Origin of the sequence: Haloactinospora alba (assembly GCF_006717075.1) — a bacterium.
GTDB lineage: Bacteria > Actinomycetota > Actinomycetes > Streptosporangiales > Streptosporangiaceae > Haloactinospora > Haloactinospora alba.
On record NZ_VFQC01000001.1, the window covers coordinates 1510942 to 1526377 of the forward strand.

The 15436-nt window shown below is 67.6% G+C and carries 13 protein-coding genes; all 13 read left to right on the plus strand.

All coding sequences use genetic code 11. The annotated features are described in order from the left end of the window. The first annotated feature begins 34 nt into the window (after window positions 1-34). The 13 genes from FHX37_RS06825 to FHX37_RS06885 all read left to right on the plus strand — a co-directional run bounded on the left by FHX37_RS06825 (window position 35) and on the right by FHX37_RS06885 (window position 15416). Window positions 35-307 carry a hypothetical protein gene (locus FHX37_RS06825; protein WP_141922858.1) on the plus strand — a complete coding sequence of 91 codons (273 nt, stop codon included), beginning with the start codon at window positions 35-37 and terminating at the stop codon, window positions 305-307. Window positions 308-954: 647 nt separating this feature from the next. Next, window positions 955-3060, plus strand: a complete 2106-nt coding sequence (gene uvrB / locus FHX37_RS06830; protein ID WP_141922860.1) for an excinuclease ABC subunit UvrB — start codon at window positions 955-957, stop codon at window positions 3058-3060. A gap of 1038 nt (window positions 3061-4098) precedes the next feature. Further along, window positions 4099-5088 carry a GNAT family N-acetyltransferase gene (locus tag FHX37_RS06835; RefSeq protein WP_141922862.1) on the plus strand — a complete coding sequence of 330 codons (990 nt, stop codon included), beginning with the start codon at window positions 4099-4101 and terminating at the stop codon, window positions 5086-5088. A gap of 147 nt (window positions 5089-5235) precedes the next feature. Next, on the plus strand, window positions 5236-6150 hold the full coding sequence (locus FHX37_RS06840) for a hydroxymethylglutaryl-CoA lyase (RefSeq protein ID WP_246062155.1): 915 nt from the start codon (window positions 5236-5238) through the stop codon (window positions 6148-6150). A gap of 188 nt (window positions 6151-6338) precedes the next feature. Next, on the plus strand, window positions 6339-7988 hold the full coding sequence (locus tag FHX37_RS06845) for a CTP synthase (protein WP_141922864.1): 1650 nt from the start codon (window positions 6339-6341) through the stop codon (window positions 7986-7988). Window positions 7989-8027: 39 nt separating this feature from the next. Next, the gene (locus tag FHX37_RS06850) at window positions 8028-8669 is read left to right on the plus strand and encodes an NUDIX domain-containing protein (protein WP_141922865.1); all 642 of its coding nucleotides are present in this window, start codon (window positions 8028-8030) and stop codon (window positions 8667-8669) included. Window positions 8670-8761: 92 nt separating this feature from the next. After that, window positions 8762-9766: a site-specific tyrosine recombinase XerD gene (locus FHX37_RS06855; protein WP_141922868.1), complete on the plus strand. Its 1005-nt coding sequence runs from the start codon at window positions 8762-8764 to the stop codon at window positions 9764-9766. Between the two features lie 199 nt (window positions 9767-9965). After that, on the plus strand, window positions 9966-10943 hold the full coding sequence (locus FHX37_RS06860) for a ParA family protein (RefSeq protein WP_246062156.1): 978 nt from the start codon (window positions 9966-9968) through the stop codon (window positions 10941-10943). Between the two features lie 454 nt (window positions 10944-11397). Continuing rightward, window positions 11398-12234: a segregation and condensation protein A gene (locus FHX37_RS06865; protein WP_141922872.1), complete on the plus strand. Its 837-nt coding sequence runs from the start codon at window positions 11398-11400 to the stop codon at window positions 12232-12234. Then, window positions 12231-12833, plus strand: coding sequence for an SMC-Scp complex subunit ScpB (scpB, locus tag FHX37_RS06870; protein ID WP_246062157.1), 603 nt, complete (start codon window positions 12231-12233; stop codon window positions 12831-12833). The genes FHX37_RS06865 and scpB overlap by 4 nt, the downstream gene beginning before the upstream one ends. Further along, window positions 12817-13866, plus strand: coding sequence for a pseudouridine synthase (locus FHX37_RS06875; RefSeq protein ID WP_141922874.1), 1050 nt, complete (start codon window positions 12817-12819; stop codon window positions 13864-13866). The genes scpB and FHX37_RS06875 overlap by 17 nt, the downstream gene beginning before the upstream one ends. 34 nt (window positions 13867-13900) lie before the next feature. Next, window positions 13901-14263, plus strand: coding sequence for a chorismate mutase (gene aroH, locus FHX37_RS06880; protein ID WP_141922877.1), 363 nt, complete (start codon window positions 13901-13903; stop codon window positions 14261-14263). Between the two features lie 76 nt (window positions 14264-14339). After that, complete coding sequence (locus FHX37_RS06885) at window positions 14340-15416, plus strand: prephenate dehydrogenase (RefSeq protein WP_141922879.1); 1077 nt, start codon at window positions 14340-14342, stop codon at window positions 15414-15416. Window positions 15417-15436 lie beyond the last annotated feature (20 nt).

The window sequence follows — 15436 nt, forward strand, 5'->3', positions numbered from 1 at the left end:
GGCTGTCCGACGCACAAGGTGGTGCGAACCGCGGGTGGTCCGGCCGCGGGAGGGGAGCTGGGACGCCGGACCGCTCGGGCAGTCCAACGACCAGGAGGCGCGCTGCGCGAGCGGCCGCATCGCCGTCGGGCACCGTCCACTGCTATCCCCGGGGCTCCACTGCTCACAACGCTTCGTCGCGGGCGGCGGCCAGGAGGGCGCCCCACGCAGTGTCGGGGAGGCTAAGGTGGCCGATGAGGTCAACATCCGCCTCTTCAGCGCCGGCACCGCGGGCAAGGCCCTCGAAGTCCTCATGACGCGCGGGTAGCGGAGAGCAGGAGGCGACCGGCTCGGCAGGGCCACCGTATTTGCTAAGAACAACGATCACGCCGAGTCCGCAGCCGAGCGCTGCAACACCGCCCACCCGGAGTCCACTGGCGGTCAGGTCATCGCCGACCAGAGCGACGACGGTCGGAATCCCGTCGACGGGTTCGCCACTCCGGGCGCGAACCGCACATCGCGGTCTCGGTGGCCATGCTCGACGCCGGGACCGACGTGCTCGTGGACGTCTTGGCCGGGGCAGCCGTCCTCTGCCGCTCGGTGATCCCGTAGCTACCGTCACTGAGTGCGTTCTTCGAGCTGCGTGGTCTCTGGCTCCGTCGGCGCCCGGGTGCTCGCCCGAGTGGACGGTGTCGACGCGCGTTCGTCCGGCCTCCGGCACCCTCCCGGGGCGCGGTCAGCACCGATGACCGGCCGCCCGCACCACAGCGGTTGCGGCAATGGGGCGAATAACCCTCACTCCCCGAAACTCGAGGACGACGCGTCGCGACGGCAGTTACGGAACCGACGGGAACCGGAAAGGGGAGGCGGGCTCCGCGGCGTCGTTGAACTGGGAATCCTCTGCGGGGAGGGCATGTTGTCGGTGGCGGGTTATAGCGTGAGGGCGACATTCGGATCCGAGGGGGCTGAGGCGACGTGCGACCGGTGAGCGATATCGAACGCAGCATGGCACCGTTCGAGGTGGTCTCGGACATGGTTCCCGCCGGGGACCAGCCCGGGGCGATCGCCGACCTGAGCCGCAGGTTGCAGGCAGGGGAGAACGACACCGTACTGCTGGGCGCCACCGGTACCGGTAAGACCGCCACCGTCGCGTGGCTCGCGGAACAGGTACAACGGCCGTTCCTGGTCATGCAGCCGAACAAGACACTCGCGGCGCAGTTCGCCAACGAGTTGCGGGAGATGCTGCCGAACAACGCGGTCGAGTACTTCGTCTCCTACTACGACTACTACCAGCCGGAAGCCTACGTTCCGCAGACGGACACCTTCATCGAGAAGGACTCCTCGGTCAACGACGAGGTGGAACGGTTGCGGCACTCCGCCACGAACTCGCTGTTGACCAGGCAGGACACGATCGTCGTCTCCTCGGTGTCCTGCATCTACGGTCTAGGGACCCCACAGGAGTACGTCGACCGGATGGCCAAGCTCGAGGTCGGTGCGGAAGTGGACCGGGACGAGTTGCTGCGCAAGCTGGTCGAGATGCAGTATGCCCGCAACGACACCGCTTTCACCCGGGGAACCTTCCGGGTCCGTGGTGACACCGTCGAGATCATCCCGGTCTACGAGGAGCTGGCGATCCGGATCGAGATGTTCGGCGACGAGATCGAGCGGCTGAGTACGCTGCATCCGCTCACCGGCCAACTCCTCGGGGACGAGACCGAGGTTTACCTCTTTCCCGCCTCGCACTACGTGGCCGGTCCCGAGCGGCTGGAGCGCGCCGTCAGCTCCATCGAGGCCGAACTCGCCGGTCGGCTCAGTGAGCTGGAGGGGCAGGGAAAGCTGCTGGAGGCGCAACGGCTCCGGATGCGTACCACCTACGACATCGAGATGCTGCGCCAGATCGGGTCGTGCTCCGGCATCGAGAACTACTCCCGGCACTTCGACGAGCGCGAGCCCGGGAGCGCCCCGAACACGCTGCTGGACTACTTTCCCGAGGACTTCGTCCTGGTCGTGGACGAGTCGCACGTGACGGTTCCCCAGATCGGCGGGATGTACGAGGGGGACGCCTCCCGTAAACGGACCCTGGTCGACCACGGGTTCCGTCTTCCCTCCGCGCTGGACAACCGCCCGCTGAAGTGGGACGAGTTCGCCGAACGGATCGGCCAGACGGTGTACCTCTCGGCCACTCCCGGTCCTTATGAGCTGCAACAGAGCAACGGTGAGGTGGTCGAGCAGGTGATCCGGCCGACAGGCCTGGTTGATCCCGAGGTCGTCGTCAAGCCGACCGAGAACCAGGTTGACGACCTCGTGCACGAGATCCGGGAACGCGCCCAGCGCCAGGAGCGGGTCCTGGTGACGACACTGACCAAGAAACTCGCCGAGGACCTCACCGACTACTTCACCGAGCTGGGGATCCGGGTGCAGTACCTGCACAGTGAAGTGGACACGCTGCGCCGGGTGGAACTGCTGCGGGAACTACGCACCGGGGAGTTCGACGTCCTCGTCGGTATCAACCTGTTGCGGGAGGGCCTGGACCTGCCCGAGGTGTCCCTCGTGTCGATCCTGGATGCGGACAAGGAGGGCTTCCTGCGTTCCGAGACGTCCCTGATCCAGACCATCGGCCGGGCCGCGCGTAACGTCGCGGGACAGGTGCACATGTACGCCGACAACGTGACCACCGCGATGCGTAACGCCATCGACGAGACCGATCGGCGCAGAGCCAAGCAACTCGCCTACAACAGGGAGCACGGCATCGATCCGCAACCGTTGCGGAAGAAGATCGCCGACATCCTCGACTCGCTCGCCCGCGAGGACGCCGACACCGAGGAGCTGATCGGCGCGGCTGCCGGAGGGTCGGGTCAGCAGCAGACGCCCGTTCCAGGGGCCTCGGCGGGCGCTGGAGAGCGCACCGCGGAGTCGGCACCGCGTCCTCGAGCGGAGCTGACGGGGCTGATCGAGCAGCTGAACCAGCAGATGCACCAAGCGGCGGCAGACCTGCAGTTCGAGGTCGCAGCGCGTCTGCGGGACGAGATCTCCGAGCTCAAGCGTGAGTTGCGTGGCATGGACGAGGCGGGGATCAGCTAGTCGGTCCTCTCCCGCGGAGAGCTGACGGCCGCGGGTTGGTGTCCTGCCTGACCGGAAACCGCGCCACCCACCGGACACGTGTGTCCCCAGGAGAAACGGTTTTTGTCTTGTGGCAAACCAACCGACTGCGTGTTCCCGGGCCTGTCACCTCGCACCTCTCATCACGTATTCGCGTGCCAGAAGCCCGGCCCAATGGGCGATCGCGGACTTGGCATCCGCTACGGTGGTCGAATCCGGGATGGTCGTGTTCGGGGAATCCCAGGGTGACGGCCGGAGAATAAGAGCGGAATTTTTATCGGTCTGTCGCGTATGCACGTGCAGAACGCGCTACGGTCGTTGTGTTCGTACTACGACGCTACGTCATCGTCTTTGGCTCAGGGCCGCCCCGCTGGGCCGTGGTACGGCTGACGGAGCGCGTGCTCAGGGAGGCTGAGGTAACGGCTGGCTCCGCTGGAAGGCGAGGTCGCCACCCCAACGGGAGCAGGACCGCCGCTACCGGCACCAGCCGCCACGACGAAGGGAGGTGACCCGGTGGCCACGTTCCACACGGGCCAGCAGACCCACCGGGCCGTGCTCGGCGGGCGCGGGAGCCCCCGATACCCCCAGCGGGCGCCGTGGTGGGGCTCGGACGTACGACCGCCCGTCCCGACCTCCTCAGGCGGGTGCGCCACGGACAACCGTCCCCGCAGTCACCCTTCCCCGCCGACGGACGCGCCTGCGACGGGCACCATCCACACCCGGTCCGACACCTGCTGGTTTCCCTGGCTGCGTCCGCCCCGGACAACCGCGCTCCTCGGGGCTCGGCCCGGGCGTCCGGGCCGGGGGTGGTGCCCCTAGGGAGGGAACGGGAGCCACGCCGGCCGGGTCGCGGTGCGGACCGCGGTCAGTTCCACCGTCACCACCGCTCACGGCACGGTCCAGGGCATTGGCCACCGCCACGTTCGCCTGCTGCAGCGGGTGGATGGTTATACCTGCACGAGGAAGGAGGACGGCGCTTCCTCTCCCGCCCGAGGGCGGGGGTTCCGCGCCAATCATTCGATGAGTGGGTACGATGCCCAAGTGCGGCACGAGGACCTTCCCGAGGGTGTCGAATTCGACCGGTTGGTGCGTTCGGTGGCGCAGCGATGGTCCGCGGTCGATCCGCTGCTTCCCCAGCCAGCGTCGCATGGCAGCTCTCATCCACTGCTGACGGTGAGCGACGAGTACGGTCGACCGGTTGCTACCGGGACGATGCGGTACACGTGGTACCAGCCAGGTGACGTGGGACGTACGTGGGGGATGCCCGACCAGCACTGGCTGACCCCGCTGGTGGGTGGCCCGGAGCCGGGCCGGGCTCTGGACTCCCTGCTCGGGAGCTGGCGCGAACAGCTGGAGGCGCTTCCCGGCGGTACCGGCCAGGAGTCCGCTGCCCAGCTCACATGGCCCGCTCGCGACATCTGTGGCATCAACCCGTTACAGCGGCACGGTCTCCAGCCTTACAGCTCCCTCGTCGCGCGGCGCAGCCGCCGTGGAGTACCGCCTGTACTGCCGCCCCGGGACGTCACCATCCGGTTGGCGGACACCTCGGACCTCGATCCAGTGGTTCGCCTGCTCATGGAGGAACACCGTTACGAGGAGCATTTCGGTGGTGTCTTCATTCAGGCCGAAACGGCGGAGCAGACGAGGCGGGTCGTGCGTCGGGCCCTGGACCGCTCACCGTCCTGGATATGGCTGGCGGAACGGGGCGGTCGCCTGGTGGGGCTCATCTGGGTCTCACCGCCGGAGCGTGCGCGATGGGCCGCACCCCTGGTCGACCCCGCTCCGGTGGCCTATATCGGTTATGGCGTGGTCGCTGCTGAGGAGCGCGGCCGCGGGATCGGTACCGCCCTGGTGAGCCAGGCACACCAGGCGCTGGACGCCCACGGGATCGCGGTGACCCTGGCCAACCACGCCGTCACCAACCCGCTTTCCGGCCCGTTCTGGCACCGGATGGGGTACCGGCCCCTCTGGACAACCTGGGAGGTTCGTCCCGCCCTGGCGCTGCGGTGAGGTCGGACGCGCTGTTCGTCCCGTAAGGGGCAGCGGTCCCCCCCGGAGGAGTCCGCAGCGGAGTACCGCGGGGCGGGCGATTAGGGTGACAGCGGGTCCGCCGTTGGGTGGTGCGGACCGGAGCCGACGCGCGAAGGACGGAACGGGGTGGACGCCGTGGTAAGGGAACGTGCGGACGTGGACATCGTCGAGGTCGGTCCGCGGGATGGGCTGCAGAACGAGGACACGCTGCTGAGCGTGGCGCAGAAGGTGGAGCTCATCGAGCGTGCTGTGGCCGCGGGAGCGCGCAGGATCGAAGCGGTGAGTTTCGTCAACCCCCGCCTGGTTCCCCAGATGGCGGGGGCCGAGGAGGTCATGGCCGGTGTGCCTCGCGACGTGGGCGCCTCCTACATCGGTCTGGTACTCAACCGGAAGGGGCTGGAGCGGGCGTTGGCCGCGGGAGTGGACGAGATCAACGTCGTGATTCCGGCCAGCGACGAGTTCTGCCAGCGTAACCAGGGGTGCTCCGTTGCGGACATGCTGTCCGTCTACGAGGGGATCGCCGCGGACACGGTGGGGACGGGCATTACCGTCAGCGTGACCGTCTCGACCGCGTTCGGCTGCCCGTTCGAGGGGGACATCCCGCCCGAACGGGTGGTTGACATCGCCCGTCGAGCGGCGGAGGCGGGGGCCGATGAGATCGCCTTGGCGGACACCATCGGTGTCGGTGTTCCCCGTCAGGTCGCAGACCTGGTGCCCAGGGTGCGTTCCGTAGCGCCAGCCGCCACCCTACGGTGCCATTTCCACAACACGCGTAACACTGGTTACGCCAACGCACTCGCCGCCCACGAGTACGGCGTCACCGTACTCGACGCCAGTGTGGGGGGGTTCGGCGGCTGCCCGTTCGCTCCCGCGGCCACGGGGAACATCGCCACCGAGGACCTGGCGTACATGCTGCGTCGCAGCGGAGCCCGCACCGGGGCCGATGTTGGGGAACTCGCCCGTACCGGGGAATGGTTGGGAGCGGCGCTGGGTATGCAGCCGCCGGCGTTGTTGGGCCGGGCGGGGGACTTTCCCACCTGATCACCTTTCCGGTGGGCGCAGGCGTACCTGTCCGGAAAAACCACGAACACCCCCTGGGCAGTGTTATCCTGGTGGCCCGTGGCGTCCGAGGTAGCGGCCGGATGCGGCAGCGCTCCGCCGCCGGACACCGCACGGCCGTCCAAACCGTAGTGGGCGAGCCGTAGCCATTCGACCACGGGAGCAGCACTTTGGCATCCGCCGCGAGCACCAAGCATCTCTTCGTTACTGGCGGCGTCGTCTCCAGTCTCGGTAAAGGTCTGACCGCCTCCAGTCTCGGGCGGTTGCTGAAATCACGGGGTCTGAGCGTGACCATGCAGAAACTCGACCCTTACCTCAACGTCGATCCCGGGACGATGAACCCCTTCCAGCACGGTGAAGTGTTCATCACTGAGGACGGGGCCGAAACGGACCTGGACATCGGCCACTACGAACGGTTCTTGGACACCGAGCTCTCGGCTTCGGCCAACGTCACCACCGGCCAGATCTACTCCAGCGTCATAGCCAAGGAGCGCCAGGGCGCTTACTTGGGGGATACCGTTCAGGTCATCCCGCACATCACCAACGAGATCAAGTCGCGTATCTACGCGATGGAAACGGCCGACGTCGATGTCGTCATCACCGAGATCGGCGGCACCGTGGGTGACATCGAGTCGCAACCGTTCCTCGAGGCGGTGCGCCAGATCCGTCACGAGATCGGCAGGGACAACTGCTTTTTCCTGCACGTCTCCCTGCTGCCGTTCCTCGGTCCCTCCGGGGAGCTCAAGACGAAGCCCACCCAACACTCCGTCGCCGCTCTGCGCAGTATCGGCATCCAACCGGACGCGATCGTGTGCCGGACCGACCGGGTCATCTCGCAGAGCATGAAGGACAAGATCAGCCTGATGTGCGATGTGGAGGAAGCCGGCGTGGTGTCGATGCCGGATGCTCCCTCCATCTACGACATCCCCAAGATGGTGCACCGTGAGGGACTGGACGCGTTCGTCGTCCGGCGACTGGGGATGGCCTTCCGGGACGTGGACTGGTCCGAGTGGGACGGGCTGCTCCGCCGGGTCCACCAGCCGGAACACGAGGTCACGATCGCTTTGGTCGGGAAGTACGTGGACCTGCCCGACGCCTACCTGTCGGTCTCCGAAGCACTGCGCGCGGGCGGTTTCGAGAGGTCCGCCCGTATCAACATCCGGTGGGTGGCGAGTGACGACTGCGCGACGGAGGCGAGCGCTGCGCGTGAGCTCTCCGGCGCCGACGGCGTCCTCATACCCGGTGGCTTCGGTGTGCGCGGTATCGAGGGCAAACTCGGTGCGATCCGGTTCGCTCGGGAGAACCGGATCCCGCTGCTGGGAATCTGCCTGGGACTGCAGTGCGCGGTGATCGAGTACGCTCGCCACGTTGTCGGGTTGGCTGACGCCAACAGCGCGGAGTTCGACGACAAGGCACACGATCAGGTCATCGCGACCATGGCGGACCAGATGGATGTCATGTCCGGCGACCGGGAGATGGGCGGGACAATGCGGCTGGGACGCTACGTCGCGGAACTGGCCGAGGGCTCCATCGTCCGCGAGGCCTACGGGCAGGCCGAGGCCGCCGAACGGCACCGGCACCGCTACGAGGTCAACAATTCCTACCGTGGGCAGCTCGAGGACAACGGTCTGGTCTGCTCCGGTGTGTCGCCCGACGGGACCCTGGTGGAGTACGTCGAACTGCCGCGGTCGCAACACCCGTTCTTCGTCGCGACACAGGCCCATCCGGAGCTGCGTTCGCGTCCCACCCGTGCCCACCCCCTGTTCGCCGGCCTGGTCTCCGCGGCGTTGGCGAACGCAGGGGTCGAGGCCGGCGCGTAGCCGCAGGTGACGTGTACGACTGGATAGGGGTATGCCGGCATGGGCGATGATCGGGAGCGGGTGGCCGACCACCGGGCACCGAAGGAGTCCGAGCGCAGCAGCACGGTTTTCCAGGGCGCCAAGACGGCGATGCGCGTCGACTGGCTGCGGATGCCGGGAACGGACGGCGAGGAGGTGGTGCCGCGTGAGTACATGGAGCACCCCGGAGCCTCGGCGGCGCTGGCGTTGGATACCGACAACCGGGTCCTGCTGCTGAACCAGTACCGGCACGCCACAGGGCACTGGCTGTGGGAGCTACCGGCCGGGGTGCGTGACCAGGAGGGCGAGCCGCCGGTCCGAACGGCCCAGCGTGAGTTGTCGGAGGAAGCCGGCTACCGCGCCGAGCACTGGCACCAGCTCGCCGACTTCTTCCCGTCCGCGGGGTTCTCCACCGAGCGTATCCACGTTTTCCTGGCTCGTGGTCTCACGGAACTCACGGAGGCCGAGATCGGTTTCGAACGTGTCCATGAGGAAGCGGACATGCCGATGGCATGGCTGCCCCTCGAAGAGGCCAGAACGGCCGTCCTGCAGGGCAGGCTGCGCAATGGTGCGACGGTCATCGGTATCCTCGCGGCCGCCGCGGCCGCCGGTGACGGGTTCGCCTCGTTGCTTCCCGCCACCGAGGAGGTTTTCGCGCAGTAATCCGCCCCTCGTGGGAACCGTCGCCGCGTCTCCGCCGCGCGGCGGCCCCACTGTGGCATCATCGCGGTGGGAGATCCGCGGGTGAGGTGGTGATGGCTACGAGCGAGAGCGGGACCCCGGCGGATGCGGAACCCGAGTCCCGCCTGACGGCGGAGGCACGCGGCTACCTGGACCACCTCGCGGTGGAACGCGGGCTCGCCGCCAACACGATGGAGTCCTACCGGCGCGATATCCGCCGGTATTTGGAGTTCCTGTCCGGGATGGGACGCGCGTCGCTCGCGGACGTGAGCGAGGCCGACGTCACCGCGTTCGTCCGTGAACTGCGGGAGGGCGACGCCACTCGGCCGGCGCTCGGAACCACGTCGACCAGCCGCGCCGTGGTCGCGGTACGGGGGTTGCACCGGTTCGCGTTCCGGGAGGGGATGGCGGCGCGGGACCCCGCGTGCGAGGTCCGACCTCCCGCCCCCTCCCAGCGCCTTCCCAAAGCGGTGCCGTTGGAGACGGTCGAGTCGCTGCTGACGGCGGCGGACGCGACTCCTTTCCCCCGCTCGTTACGGGACCGGGCCCTTCTGGAACTGCTCTACGGAACCGGGGCGCGGATCTCCGAAGCGACCGGGTTGGACGTGGACGATGTCGACGAGACGTACCAACCGGACGGCACCGGGGACGGGGAGGGCCGGATGGGTGTCATCCGTTTCCGCGGCAAGGGCGGACGGGAACGGATCGTTCCGATCGGGCGTTTTGCCCGGGAGGCCGTGGACGCCTATCTTGTTCGGGCGCGCCCGAAGCTGGCAGCGTCAGGTCGGGGTAGTTCGGCCCTGTTCCTCAACGCGCGGGGAGGAAGGCTCACGCGTCAGGGTGCGTGGACCGTGTTGCGCGCTGCCGCCGAACAAGCCGGAGTGAGCGGGGTTTCCCCACACACGCTGCGACACTCGTTCGCTACCCACCTGTTGGACGGCGGTGCCGACATCCGGGTGGTCCAGGAACTGCTCGGACACGCTTCGGTGACGACGACCCAGGTGTACACCCTGGTAACCATCGACCGGCTGCGGGAAGTCTATGCGGTGAGTCACCCGAGAGCGCACACACCCTGGTGACCGGCACTGTGGGGCGAACGTCCGGGCTCTTTCGGAGGCGACCGTGCGACGGGTGTCGCGTTGAACCACGTGCTACCGAAGTTCTAGAGTCGCCGCACAACGGCTGGTTGTTGTCGACAAATCGCGTTTTTCCGAAGGCCGGTCAGCCGGCATGCGCAACAAGCCTGGTCACGACCGGTCGATAGGGAGGTCAAGGGGCGTGAGCTGGTCGGAAAACGACGGTGCGCGCACGGCTGAGAATGCCGGTGCTACCCATAAGGAAACAGCGAATGGGCCGGCGAGCGACCCATGGGGGCAACCACGCGACACGGGGGCGACTCTGCATACGAACAAGGCGACACACGACGGCTTTCCGGAACCGGATCCCCTGGAAGAACACGGTCCAGCACGGATTGTAGCACTATGTAATCAGAAGGGTGGAGTCGGAAAGACCACCACTACTATCAATCTGGGAGCCGCGATAGCGGAGTACGGCAGACGTGTTCTGCTCGTCGACTTCGACCCCCAGGGTGCGCTGTCCGTGGGGCTGGGGCGCCTTGATCCGCGTGAGCTGGACCTGACCGTGTACAACCTGCTCATGCAACGCGATGTCACAGTCGAGGACGTCCTGATCAAGACGGACGTTGAGGGACTCGACCTGATTCCCAGCAACATCGACCTGTCGGCCGCCGAGGTGCAGCTCGTCGGGGAGGTGGCCCGGGAACAGATGCTGGCCCGGGCACTGCGGCCGGTCGCGGACTACTACGACGTCATCCTCATCGACTGCCAACCCTCGCTCGGACTTCTCACGGTCAACGCCCTGACCGCGTCCGACGGCGTCATGGTTCCCCTGGAGTGCGAGTTCTTCGCGCTGCGTGGCGTCGCCCTGCTGATGGACACGATCCAGAAAGTCCAGGAGCGGCTGAACGAGCGGCTGGTCATCGACGGTTTCCTCGGCACCATGTACGACCCACGGACGCTGCACGCCCGCGAGGTGCTGTCCACCATCATCGACGGTTTCGGCGAGAAGGTGTACGACACCGTCATCAACCGGACGGTCCGTTTCCCGGACGCTACTGTCGCGGGCGAGCCCATCACCCGGTTCGACACTTCCTCGACGGGTGCCAGCTCCTACCGGGAACTGGCACGGGAGGTGCTGGACCGCTGGCCGACCGTCCAGGGCAACACCAGGGCCTGAAACAGCCCGCGGGAAGTGGACGGTGGCTCCGGGCGCGTCCTCGGGGCGAGTGGACCGTTCGACGGCGTGCAACGGAACACGGGTGTCGCACCCTTGTCCTGTGGCTCCGGGTCAGGACGGCTGGCCGTGCGGCACACGCCTGCTTGGGGTAAGCGAAGCGTGCGGGTTTCCTGGTGCCCTTCCGGGCAGCCGTTGTCGCGACAGCCGGGTCACGTTCCGCTGCGGCCCTCCCCGCGGAAACGGGAACGGTTCCTCCGGCTTCCGCCGTGGGCGCGCACGGTTACACATCCGGCCCCGGTCGCCGTGAACGGGAGTATCGCGCGTCAGAACGGGCCGGATTCCGGTACGGTTTCGGCGCGGCCCGTCGTCCTTGCCCCCTCCGGCAGAGGGGAGGAGGCGCGACGCTGGTGCGTACCGGAAGGAACGACGAGGAAACGAAACAGCGGGCGGCGGAATGAGCCTCGAGGATGACACCCCGGAAGGCGCGGGTGGCTTCCAGGTGCACCTGGAGAATTTTGAGGGGCCGTTTGACCTGCTGCTCGGGCTGATATCCAAACACAAACTCGACATAACCGAGGTTTCTCTCTCGAAAGTCACTGACGAGTTCATCGCCTATATCACGGAATACGGCGAGCAGTGGGATCTCGACCAGGCCAGCCATTTCCTCGTGGTAGCGGCCACACTTCTGGACCTGAAAGCGGCGCGCCTGCTGCCGCGTGGTGAGATCGAGGACGAGGGCGACCTCGAACTGCTGGAAGCGCGGGACCTGTTGTTCGCCCGCTTGCTCCAGTACCGCGCCTACAAGCAGGTTTCCGCGTTGTTGTCCACCTACATGGCGACCCAGGGGCGCCGTTTCCCGCGTGTGGTCCCGCTGGAGCCGCAGTTCGCCGGCCTCCGGCCCGACGTGCTGATCAAGCTCGACCCGCAGGAGTTCGCTGCGCTGGCGGCACGTACGCTCACTCCCACGGAGCCGCCGGGAGTGTCGGTCTCGCACCTCTACCAACCGCACACGTCGGTACGGGAACAGGGGGCTGTTGTCGTTGACGCGCTGCGGAGGGGGGAGCGGCTCACGTTCACCGAACTCACCGCCGACTGCGCGGGTACCTTCGAGGTCGTGGCGAGGTTCCTCGCCCTGCTGGAACTGTTCCGTTCCGGAAACGTGGAGTTCGAACAGGCCGAACCGCTGGCAGAGCTGGTCGTGACGTGGACGGGAACGCGCGAGGGCGAGATCACCGTCGACGATGAGTACGAGCAGGCACAGCAGCAGAACGAGGTTGAGGAGAGTGCGTGAGTCCGCCAGGGGAAACAGCCACGCAGAGGGACGATGACCGTGTCGGGAACACCACCCTGCGGCGTGACGCGGAAGCGGTGCTGATGGTGGTGGACCAGCCGGTGACCGAGTACGACCTCGCCCGCGCGTTCGGGGTTTCGGTCGCGGCGGTCACCCGGACGCTTGTCGAGCTGTCGGAGGAGTACTCCGCCCAGGGGCGCGGGTTCGACCTGCGTCAGGTGGCGGAAGGATGGCGCATCTACACGCGCCCCGAATGCGCGGACGTTGTCGAGCGATTCCTCACCGAGGGCCATGAGGTGCGACTGAGTCAGGCGGCGCTGGAAACGATGGCCGTGGTGGCCTACCGGCAACCGGTCTCCCGCGGGCGGGTCTCAGCCGTTCGCGGTGTGAACTGTGACGGCGTTATGCGTACCCTCGTAGTACGGGGAATGATCGAAGAGGCAGGGCAGGATCCGGAATCGGGTGCTGCGCTCTATCGCACGACGAACTACTTCCTGGAGCGCCTCGGCCTGCGTAGCCTCGACGAGCTTCCCGACCTCGCACCTTTTCTGCCTGACGATATCGAAGGTATAGACGACACCGGTGAGCAGACCACGTAACAATCCCAACTCCCGCGGCGGACGCGATGACGGTCAGGGCGGGCCGCGCGGCGGCCAGAAGCGGCCGCCGCACCGCGACACCCGCGCATCGAACGAGCGCGCGCAACAACAGCGGGGGAACCCTTCCGGGAACAACGCGTCCCGTTCCTCCAGCGGCGGGCCGAAAGCACACGGTAACCGTGGAGGAAGCGGCGGCCGCGAGAGCGAGCTGTCGGTCGCCGCGCGCCAGCGCCTGGAAGCGCTGCGCTCCGAGCACGATCCCAGCGACGACGACAAACCCGACGCCGACCGGGATACCTACGTCGATGTTCCCGGCGGAATCCGGCTGCAGAAAGCCCTGGCGCAGGCCGGTGTGGCCAGTCGGCGCGCCAGTGAGGACATGATCGCGTCGGGGCGGGTGGCTGTCGACGGCCACACGGTCCGACGCTTCGGCGCCCGGGTCGACCCGCAGAGTTCCGAGATCCGGGTGGACGGGATGCTCGTGGCGACGGCCCCGGACCTGCTGTACTACGCACTCCACAAACCCCGCGGTGTCATCAGCACCATGTGGGATCCGCACGGCCGGCCAACTCTGGCGGACTACACGGAGAGCGAGGAGCGCCTGTTCCACGTCGGTCGGCTGGACACGGACACCGAGGGGCTGATCCTCCTGACCAACGACGGTGAGCTGACCAACCGCCTGACGCATCCCAGCTACGAGATCTCCAAGACCTACCTTGCCAAGGTTCCCGGTCCGGTGCCGAACCGTGTGGTGAAGCAGATCCGCAAGGGGGTCGAGCTGGACGACGGCTGGGTCAAGGTGGACTCCTTCCGGGCGCTCGACAACCTGGAACCCACGGCGCTGGTGGAAGTGCGGCTGCACGAGGGGCGGAAGCACATCGTCCGGCGGCTGCTCAAGGCTGTCGGTCATCCGGTTTCCGAACTGGCGCGTACGGAGATCGGTCCGATCGGGCTCAACGCCCTCAAACCCGGAACGTCGCGGGCGCTGACCGCGAAGGAGATCAGCGAACTCTACACTGCTGCTGGTATGTGAGCGGATACACCGACCGGGAAGGGGCAGGCGAGAAGTGGCAGTGCGGGCGATCCGTGGCGCGGTGCAGGTGGAACGGGACGAGCGGGAACTCGTGTTGGAGGCGACCACCGAGCTGGTGTCCGAAGTGCTCCGGCGCAACGAGCTCGACTCCGACGGCGTGATCAGTGTCCTTTTCACGGCCACGCCGGACCTCACCTCGGAGTTTCCCGCCCTCGCAGCGCGCAAACTGGGATTGACCGACGTCCCGTTGACATGCGCCGTCGAGATCGGGGTCCCGGGCTCGTTGCCGCGTGTGGTGCGGCTCATGGCCCATATCGAGACGGAGCGCCCGCGCAGCGAGCTCCACCACGTCTACCTGCGAGGGGCGCAGGCCCTGCGGTTGGACATCGCCCAGTAGCAGCGGAGAGCCGCCCACCAGTGCTCTACGCTGGGAGTGTCTGGCCACTGTGGGTAGATCGGGGAGGGACGGGCCCATGCTCAGGAACGCTGTGGTGCTCGGCACCGGCCTGATCGGAACGTCGATCGCCCTGGCACTTCGGGAGAACGGCGTCGAGGTGGCGCTGGCTGACCCGGACCCCGCGTCGTTGCGGATGGCACACGAGCTCGGAGCGGGGGAGGTACTCGGATCGGGGGCGCCGACACCCCCCGCTGACGTTGCCGTCATAGCGGCTCCGCCCTCAGCCGTTCCCACCGCCCTGCGGGAGGCCCAGGGGCGTGGCCTGGCTCAGGTGTACACCGACGCGGCCAGCGTCAAGGACAGTGTGGCTGTCCGTGCGGAACAGCACGGGTGTGACATGTCGACCTACGTGCCCGGGCACCCGATGGGAGGGCGGGAGAAGAACGGTCCCAGTGCCGCCCGTGCCGACCTTTTCCTGGGGCGGCCATGGGCGTTGTGCCCCACTGGTAAGGCTGATCCCGGCGCGGTCACGACAGTGACCGAGCTGGTCCGTGCGTGCGGGGCGGAACCGCACATGCTGACCGCTGCCGCGCACGACCGTGCTGTGGCCCTGGTGTCACACGCTCCCCACGTCGTCTCCTCAGCCGTGGCCGCACGGATGCTCACCGGGGAGGAGGAGGCGCTGGCGCTCGCCGGCCAGGGGGTGCGCGACGTTACACGGGTGGCGGGAGGGGACCCCGAGCTGTGGTGGGAGATCCTGCGGAACAACCCCCGACCGGTCGCCGCTGTGCTGGAGGAGACCGCCACGGACCTGGCACGGGCGGCTCGGGCCCTGAACGCCGCGGATCCGGACCGGGAGGCGGTGTGGGGGGTTCTCGAGCGTGGTGCGCGGGGACACGAGCGGATCCCGGGGAAACACGGTGTCCGACAGGAACCGGAGTACGCGGTGCTGCCCGTTGTGATCCCGGACGAGCCGAACGCTCTGGGGCGCCTGTTCGCCGCTGTCGGCGAGGTCGGCGTCAACGTGGAGGACGTCCGCATCGACCACTCCCCGGGACTGCCGGTGGGAGTGGCGCAGCTCTGGGTACTGGGGACGGAACTCCCACGGCTGTCCGAGGCGCTCGCCGCGCACGGGTGGTCCGTGCACGGGTGACCCGTGCACGCGGCACGGAC

What these genes read in the sequence shown, in the direction of transcription:
- FHX37_RS06835 (WP_141922862.1), top strand. Translation starts at nt 4,099, where the DNA reads ATGAGTGGGTACGATGCCCAAGTGCGGCACGAGGACCTTCCCGAGGGT.
- FHX37_RS06850 (WP_141922865.1), top strand. Translation starts at nt 8,028, where the DNA reads ATGGGCGATGATCGGGAGCGGGTGGCCGACCACCGGGCACCGAAGGAG.
- FHX37_RS06855 (WP_141922868.1), top strand. Translation starts at nt 8,762, where the DNA reads ATGGCTACGAGCGAGAGCGGGACCCCGGCGGATGCGGAACCCGAGTCC.
- FHX37_RS06865 (WP_141922872.1), top strand. Translation starts at nt 11,398, where the DNA reads ATGAGCCTCGAGGATGACACCCCGGAAGGCGCGGGTGGCTTCCAGGTG.
- FHX37_RS06885 (WP_141922879.1), top strand. Translation starts at nt 14,340, where the DNA reads ATGCTCAGGAACGCTGTGGTGCTCGGCACCGGCCTGATCGGAACGTCG.